The sequence below is a fragment of the Ruegeria sp. CE12 genome (assembly GCF_056537525.1).
The window spans coordinates 397,789-404,324 of sequence record NZ_JBQFRS010000004.1 but is presented as its reverse complement, the minus strand read 5'-3'; the positions used below and the strand labels follow the sequence as shown (position 1 = coordinate 404,324).

Genomic DNA, 6,536 nt, shown 5'->3' with positions numbered 1-6,536 from the left:
CAAATGCCTGTTGGACATCGGGTGCCAATGCGGACGAAGCCGAACGGCCAAAGCGAACGCGCTGGCGGGTTTCGTCATCGGGGTCGATATCGGAATGCAACAGGTGCGATATGATTGTGGGCACAACCGAGAACCATGTTGCCTGCGACCGCCCAAGATTCCCCCAGAAACGGCTCGCTGAAAATTTTTCACACATGGCCAGCGAACCTCCGGACACGAGTGTACCCATGACGGTCACGCAAAGCCCGTTGATATGATAGATCGGCAGAACGCAGAACCCGCGGTCTGCTGCGCTCAACTCGTGGGCGATGGCTGTCGTCCAGCCACCCGCTAACAAGCTTTCCTGGCTGTGCACGACCCCTTTCGGGCGCCCGGTGGTGCCCGAGGTGTACATCAACAGCGCATGATCGACCGCTGATACATCATGTAGAGCAGTCGCCGCTGGCTCGGTGGTTGGGATCTGCAATGCAGTGATTGTCGATGAATCTGCGGTCCGCTCGAACAGGTCAGCTTGACCCGGATGCACAAATCCATATCGCGCGCCGCTGTGTTCAAGCGCATACGAAACCGCGCTGTCGCCAGCGACCAGATTGATCATGGTCGCCCTGAACCCGCCGTAGAGAATACCAAAAAGAACCTCCAATGCCTCTCGGCTGTTTGGATACAGGATGGCGATGCTTTCCCCTTTTGCCACTCCCATTTCGGTCAGCATGGTCGCTATACGGCGAGCGGTGTCACGCAGCTCTGACCAACTCAGGTCTGGCGCCCCGTCAGGAAACACAAAGCCTATTCCGCCCTGCCCGGCCCGCAGGTCCAGCCAGTCACGGACGGTTCCCTTTGGTGGCTCGTTCATCGACCGGCCTCCGCCCAGTACTGGCCGAATATCTCATCCAGATCCGGTTCACGTGGCGCAATCTCGCGGACGATTTTGGTGGTTTGTACGAAATGTCTCCAATGCAGATTAGTATCGATGGAGTTTCCGCCCCAGCTGCCACATCCCATGGATAGGGAAAACGGCATCCCATTGGTGAAACTGCCACCTGTCGCAAAGGTGTGAGCTTGATTCACAATCACCCGGCAGGTGGGAAGATCGCGCCCCAATTCCACGGCGCGGTTGTCATCGGATGTGTGAATTCCAACCGAATGACCCGCCCCCTGATACTCCAATATCCGCGTGGCCAGTGCCTTGGCTGTTTCGAAATCCGGTGCCCTGTACAGTGCCAGAACCCGGCTGAGCTTCTCTCCGGACAGGGGGTGATCCGGTCCAATCCCATCGGTCTCTACCGCCAGAAATCTGGTGTCACCGGGAACTTTGTTAGCCATCCCCAGAGCTTCAAGCATCTTGTCTGCGTCCTGTGCGATGGCCGAACGGTTGAGATGTCCGTCCGGCCACAGCCGTGCCACGATACCATCGGCGCCCGATGCCGGAACTAACGCTCCACCCTCGTCGGCCATCGCGGCAACAAAGTCGTCATAGACCGCATCTACCACGACAACCGCATTCTCGGACGAACACGAGGTTGCGTTGTCAAAACACTTGGATGCCGTGATTTTGGCCGCCGCGCCCGCCAGATCGGCGGTTTCATCCACAATCACGGTCACATTGCCCGCGCCAACAGCGACGGCGGGTGTGCCGCAAGATTGCGCGCGGTGTACGTTGTTCTGGCTTCCGGTGCAGATCACCCGGTCGCATGCTTCCATCAATCTTTGGGTTTTTGCCTTTGAACCCGGCGCAGGGATCATCTGGACCAAATTCCGATCCAAACCCAACTTGTCGAATTCGGCATGGATGTAGCTCAGCAGCAGTTCACATGAGGCGACCCCCTTAGGTGACGGGGCAACGATGATTGCGTTGCCGCCCTTTAGCGCGTTGATGATGTTATTCGCCGGCGTCGCGGCAGGGTTGGTTGAGGGTACGACCGCTCCGATGACCCCGATGGGCCGGGCAATCTCGGTAATTCCCGTTTCAGGATCGTCACTGATGACGCCGTGTGTCTTTGCCTCAGCAATGTCGCGCAGCAAGCCCAGCGTCTTGCGGTGGTTCTTGGTGATCTTGTCTGGCACGTTGCCCAGACCGGTCGTCTCCACCGCCAGTTCAGCAAGCATCTGGTTTCGAGCGGGCTCCATGATCGCCCAGCCTGCTGCAAGTGCCGCCTTGTCATAGAGAGCCTGACTGCCCGATGCCTCAAAAGCGATCTGGGCTTGGCGGGCCTCCGCCACGATCCGGTCAATTTCCGCAATCTCAGGGGCTATGTCGTTCGGAGCGTTCATCTTGATCCTCGATTGGTTGTCCGGGGCGGATTGATCCCGCCCCGATTTCGGTCTTTCAGAGACCTGCCAGCAATTCATTCAGGGTTTGCTGGCGCTGCGCCCACATCTCGATCACTTCGTCACGTGTCATGATGTGCATGGGTGAACCGCCCGCCTCCATCTTCTTGGCGACTCGGGAATTGGCGAACATCTCGGGAACAGTCACTGAGAGTTTCTCGATCACCTCGGGAGGTGTTCCTTTGGGCACCATCACACCCCGGAAGTTGACCGACGAGTTGTCCACGTCCAAACCCTGTTCCATCATGGTCGGCACATCCGGCAGGAACGCGTTGCGCTCCAGATCAGCAACGCCAAGGATTTTGACGTTACCGGCTTCTTGTGCGCGGAAGGCATCGGACAAGTTGTTGATGCCGCCCATGACTTCACCGGCGATGACGGCCTTCATGGCTGCTGCTCCACCGCCTTTGGTCGGAATATAGGCCATCTTGGTTCCCGCGGCCTTGTCGATCTGCAACGCAGCGATGTGGTGGCCCACGAAAAGACCTGCACCAGATACGGTTAGCTTGCCGGGATTTTCTTTGGCATAGGCAACAACATCTTCCATCGAATTAAACGGGCTGTCCGCGCCCACGACAAACACGGCCGGGTCTGCGCCCCAATTGGCAATGGGTTCAAAGCTGTCAGTCGAGTATTCGACACCGCCTTTGATCGACTGCGCGATGAAATGCGGTACATTGTAAGCGGCCAGAGTGTACCCGTCCGGGTCAGCCTGCGTGGCGAACCAGTTCCATCCCACACGCCCACCTGCTCCGGGCTTGTTGATGATGGCGATGGGCATTCCCAAAGCATCCTCGTTTCCGGCGGTCATGGTGACGATCCTTGCCTGAAAGTCAGTCGCCCCACCGGCACCATAGCTGACCATCATCATCAGTGGTCGTTCAGGATATTCCTCGGCCAAAGCGGCACCTGTCAGGCTCATAAGGGCTATTGCTGCCCCTGCAATCAGTCGTTTCATTTTACGTTTCCTCCCTGATTTGGTTCACCCGCGCTGGCGCGGTCAGAACAGAATTTCCCTTGGTGTGTAGACGTTCAGAAGCATGGCAAAGAGCCCGTACATCACCGCCACGAAGACCGCCGTGATGATCCCGCGTTTGATCCAGCTTTTGACCTCGGAATGCGGTGCGGGGTCGTAGATCGACAGCAGGATGAAGAAGGCGATGGTTGTTGCGGTGTAGAAACCCAGCGTCTTTGCGGCCCAAAACACGTAGATCAGGGTGATGACCAACCCCGGCAGCATGTTGATGAACATTGTGCGTGTCACACCGCTGCCGACTTTGGACAAACCCATGATCGCCTTGCCAAACGTCCACCCGGCCAGAACCACAAAGACAGTTGCGATCAGACGGGGGAACAGAAAAGCCTCAGCCGGTTGCTGGGTATAGCTGACCCATGTGACCCATAGCCCAACGGCAAAGACCAGGCCCGAACCAAAGATATGTTGTGTTCGGTTCATGCCTGCGCCTCCTCTTTGGTGGTGTAACGTCGGCTGCGCAGTTCCATCCAAACCGAGTACATAATCGAGGCCAGAACCACCGCGATCAGGAACAGATTCAAGCCCCCTGTCAGGAAGTATGAGGCCTTGCCGACAGTCGCGTCAGCTATCATCCCGCCCTGAATGAAGTTGGCTTCAGCAATCGGCCCAAGGATCAAACCCAGCACCAGCGGTGCAGCAGAAAATCCGAACCGCTCCAAAAAGAACATTCCGATGCCGAGGCAGGCCATGACATAGACGTCCCCCATCGAGCCCTGAACCGAGTAGGCTCCGAAAACTGACAGAGCCAGAACGATGGCTGCCATCACTGATTGCGGGACCTGCGCAACCCGCGCAGCCAGCCCGGCAACATAAAGGCCGAAGATACACATCAGCACCTGCCCGATCAGCATCGAGTTGATGAAGGTCCAAGCCACATCCGGGTGATTGTCGAACAGGTCTGAACCCGGGAAGATCCCGTGGATCAGCAACCCGCCAAGCAAAACGGCGGCGGTCGGGCTGCCAGGAATCGACAGCGTCAGCAGCGGGACCAGCGACGGGCCGACCATGGCGTTATTGGCGGATTCCGCAGCAATCACGCCCTCGGAATGGCCGGTGCCGAACTTGTCCTTCTCGGATGAAAACTTCTTGGTCTGGTCATAGGCAACAAGGCCCGCAATCTGCCCGCCAACGCCCGGAATAAGGCCAATGATAGATCCGGTCAGCGTACCGATGCTCAGCGCGCGGGTGCGGCTGAATAATTCTCTGAACGCAGCCGTTATCGAGTGGCGCTGTACCTCGATGACCTCGGCCCCGGTGTTGTGGCGGCCCTTTGCGAACATGGTCAGAACCTGAGGGATCGCAAACAGACCGATCAGCGCAGCGATGATGTTAATACCGCCACCCAAAGCTGGGTGAAAAATGAACCGCTGCGCGCCCATGATGTCGTCGAAACCGATGGTGGCCAGCCACAACCCGATACAGCCCGACAGCAAGCCCTTGACCACTGACGCAGAATCCAGCGTGCCGATCACCGTGACGCCGAGTATGGCCAGCCAGAACAGATGCGACGGACCAAAGGCCAGCGCCCATTGGGCCAGAACCGGTGTGAGGAAGATCAGCAACAGCACACCAAAGATGCCACCGACCGCCGAGGCCAGAAACGAAAGTTGCAGTGCCCGGGCACCCTGACCTTGTTTGGCCATGGTGTGGCCGTCCAGCGTGGTGGCGATATTGGCCGGGGCGCCGGGGATCTTCAGTAGAATGGCACTAACGGCCCCACCAGCAACGGTTGAGGTATAGGCAGCACCCAACAAGATCAGGCCCTGAGCGGCCTCGAGCTGAAAGGTGAACGGGATCAGCAAGGCGACTGCCATTGTCGGTGACAGGCCTGGGGTCGCACCTAGGATCAGCCCTCCGATCGTGCCGCCCAGAAGCAGCAGGAACGACAGCGGCGTGAACACATCTCCGAAGTAGTAAATGAATTCCATTCAGGGCCTCCCAACCCGTCAGATCGTGCACTTTTCTGTTTGTTGACAAATCAGGTTAGGGAATGAAAATAGTATTGCAAATGTTTTCATAAATTCGACCGTGAAGGAGGAATTTATGCCTGATTATCAAAAAGGTAAGGTAGATATTGTTGCTGTAGCAAAGGCCGCAAAGGTATCCCCGTCCACAGTATCTCGCACCTTCAATCACCCTGATCTAGTGAGTCCGGCGACTCGGAAAAAGATCAGCAGGGCAGTGCAAAGACTGGGCTATATCCGCAACCGCGCGGCCCAAACGATGCATGGTAAGCGGTCCGGTACAATTGGCCTTGTCGTGCCTACGATCAATCATGCCATTTTTGCCGAAGTCATTCAGGCATTTTCGGACTCAATCGACCGGGCCGGATTCAGCCTTTTGCTGGCATCACATGGCTATGACCTCGATCGGGAATACGCGATGGTCCGCAAGTTTCTGGAACATCGTGTGGATGGCGTGGCGTTGGTCGGGCTGGAGCATTCCGAAGCAACCCGACGCCTGATCGACCAGCAGAAAATCCCTGCGCTGGCGATCTGGAATTATGCTGAAGATTCAGAACTACCTTGCGTCGGGGCTGACAATCATCTTGCGGGGCGTCAGGCAGCAGAGCACCTGATTTCGCTTGGTCATCGGGATGTTGGTTTGATTTTCCCAGACACGCAGGGAAATGACCGCGCGCGTCACCGCCTTACTGCCGTTGTTGACTATCTCGGCAGTCACGGGATCACGATCCCAGACAACCGTAAATCCGAAGCGCCTTACAGCGTGTCGCAGGCAAAGCAGGCAGCACTGGAGTTGCTGGCTGACCCCCCGCTTCCAACTGCGCTGCTCTGTGGCAATGACGTCATCGCTCAGGGCGCGCTTTATGCTGCGCAGAAGCTTAGCCTAAACATCCCTCAGGACATTTCGATCATCGGTATCGGAGATTTCAAAGGATCGGCGGATATTGAACCTGGTCTGACGACAATCCGTATACCTGCGGAGACGATTGGGACGTTGGCAGGTAAAAAATTCACCAGCTACATCACATCAGATACACCGGAGCCGTTCAGAATTTGTTGCGATCTGGAATGCATCGTCAGAGACACAACCAGTTCGGCTTCACTTGAACGCTTCGAGAGTTGATGATGCCCTTGGTCTAATTCTAGAGAATTGCCTGATTGAGTTTGGGTCAGGATAAGCGCCGCTGCCTTTCATATTGTTCTTTGTC

6 protein-coding genes are annotated in these 6,536 nt (G+C 56.9%); 1 reads left to right on the top strand and 5 read right to left on the bottom strand.

Annotation, left to right across the window (positions count from 1 at the left end):
- The 5 genes from ACR0IO_RS12845 to ACR0IO_RS12825 all read right to left on the bottom strand — a co-directional run.
- Positions 1-853 (bottom strand): class I adenylate-forming enzyme family protein (locus tag ACR0IO_RS12845; RefSeq protein WP_480742014.1); only part of this gene is annotated, 853 nt, incomplete at its 3' end.
- Entirely contained in the window at positions 850-2,271 is a 1,422-nt protein-coding gene (gene sauS, locus ACR0IO_RS12840) for an acylating sulfoacetaldehyde dehydrogenase (RefSeq protein ID WP_480742013.1), read from the bottom strand. The genes sauS and ACR0IO_RS12845, both read right to left, overlap by 4 nt.
- A 55-nt stretch (positions 2,272-2,326) precedes the next feature.
- Entirely contained in the window at positions 2,327-3,286 is a 960-nt protein-coding gene (locus ACR0IO_RS12835) for a Bug family tripartite tricarboxylate transporter substrate binding protein (RefSeq protein WP_480742012.1), read from the bottom strand.
- 42 nt (positions 3,287-3,328) lie between these two features.
- The gene (locus tag ACR0IO_RS12830) at positions 3,329-3,784 is read right to left on the bottom strand and encodes a tripartite tricarboxylate transporter TctB family protein (protein WP_155148593.1); all 456 of its coding nucleotides are present in this window, start codon (positions 3,782-3,784) and stop codon (positions 3,329-3,331) included.
- The gene (locus tag ACR0IO_RS12825; RefSeq protein WP_155148591.1) at positions 3,781-5,292 is read right to left on the bottom strand and encodes a tripartite tricarboxylate transporter permease; all 1,512 of its coding nucleotides are present in this window, start codon (positions 5,290-5,292) and stop codon (positions 3,781-3,783) included. The genes ACR0IO_RS12830 and ACR0IO_RS12825 overlap by 4 nt, the downstream gene beginning before the upstream one ends.
- Positions 5,293-5,407: 115 nt before the next feature.
- On the opposite strand from ACR0IO_RS12825, the gene ACR0IO_RS12820 reads away from it, so the two are divergent.
- Positions 5,408-6,451, top strand: coding sequence for a LacI family DNA-binding transcriptional regulator (locus ACR0IO_RS12820; RefSeq protein ID WP_480742011.1), 1,044 nt, complete (start codon positions 5,408-5,410; stop codon positions 6,449-6,451).
- Positions 6,452-6,536: the final 85 nt, after the last annotated feature.

Excerpts from the sequence above, each read along its gene's own strand:
- sauS (WP_480742013.1), bottom strand. The coding sequence starts at position 2,271 with ATGAACGCTCCGAACGACATAGCCCCTGAGATTGCGGAAATTGACCGG.
- ACR0IO_RS12830 (WP_155148593.1), bottom strand. The coding sequence starts at position 3,784 with ATGAACCGAACACAACATATCTTTGGTTCGGGCCTGGTCTTTGCCGTT.
- ACR0IO_RS12825 (WP_155148591.1), bottom strand. The coding sequence starts at position 5,292 with ATGGAATTCATTTACTACTTCGGAGATGTGTTCACGCCGCTGTCGTTC.
- ACR0IO_RS12835 (WP_480742012.1), bottom strand. The coding sequence starts at position 3,286 with ATGAAACGACTGATTGCAGGGGCAGCAATAGCCCTTATGAGCCTGACA.
- ACR0IO_RS12820 (WP_480742011.1), top strand. The coding sequence starts at position 5,408 with ATGCCTGATTATCAAAAAGGTAAGGTAGATATTGTTGCTGTAGCAAAG.